This is a genomic window from Thermococcus sp. Bubb.Bath (genome assembly GCF_012027595.1).
GTDB lineage: Archaea > Methanobacteriota_B > Thermococci > Thermococcales > Thermococcaceae > Thermococcus.
This window is the reverse complement of sequence record NZ_SNUR01000036.1, coordinates 1-446: the sequence shown is the minus strand read 5'-3', so window position 1 is coordinate 446 and position 446 is coordinate 1. Positions and strand designations below refer to the sequence as shown.

Here is a 446-nt window from a genome sequence, read left to right as displayed (position 1 = left end):
TCATCGTCGATGTTCAGAAGCTCTTCCAGTCTGTCCTCGCGAATGAGCCCCATAATGAGTTCGTCGTACTCCTTCGATTCGGGGACGTAGCCATAGGGGCCGTTTGGATCGTGAGCATGCCCGTGGTCGGCGCTGATTATAAGGGCGACCTTCTTCTCGTAGTCTTCGAGAACCTCGGCAAGAACCTCGCCGAAGCGGACTAGGGTTTCCCTCGGCACTTTCCTCGCCGGCGTTACGAGGACAAGCGGCCTCTTTTCGAGAAAGTGGAGTGGTATTAGTTCTCCCCACGTCAGCGGGAAGCGGGAATACTCGCCGCTCAGGGCAGCGAAGTTGATGTCAACCACCGGAATGCCTTTGGCTTTAGCCTTCTCGTAGATCCTTCCCGCCAACTCGCGGTCAGTGTCGTATTCTCCTGGAAGCTCAACGCCCGCAAAACCGAGCCACGA

General features: G+C 56.7%; 1 pseudogene. It reads right to left on the bottom strand.

The features are described from left to right. Window positions 1–446 (bottom strand): annotated as a pseudogene (locus E3E29_RS11400) (extradiol dioxygenase); the annotation flags it as partial.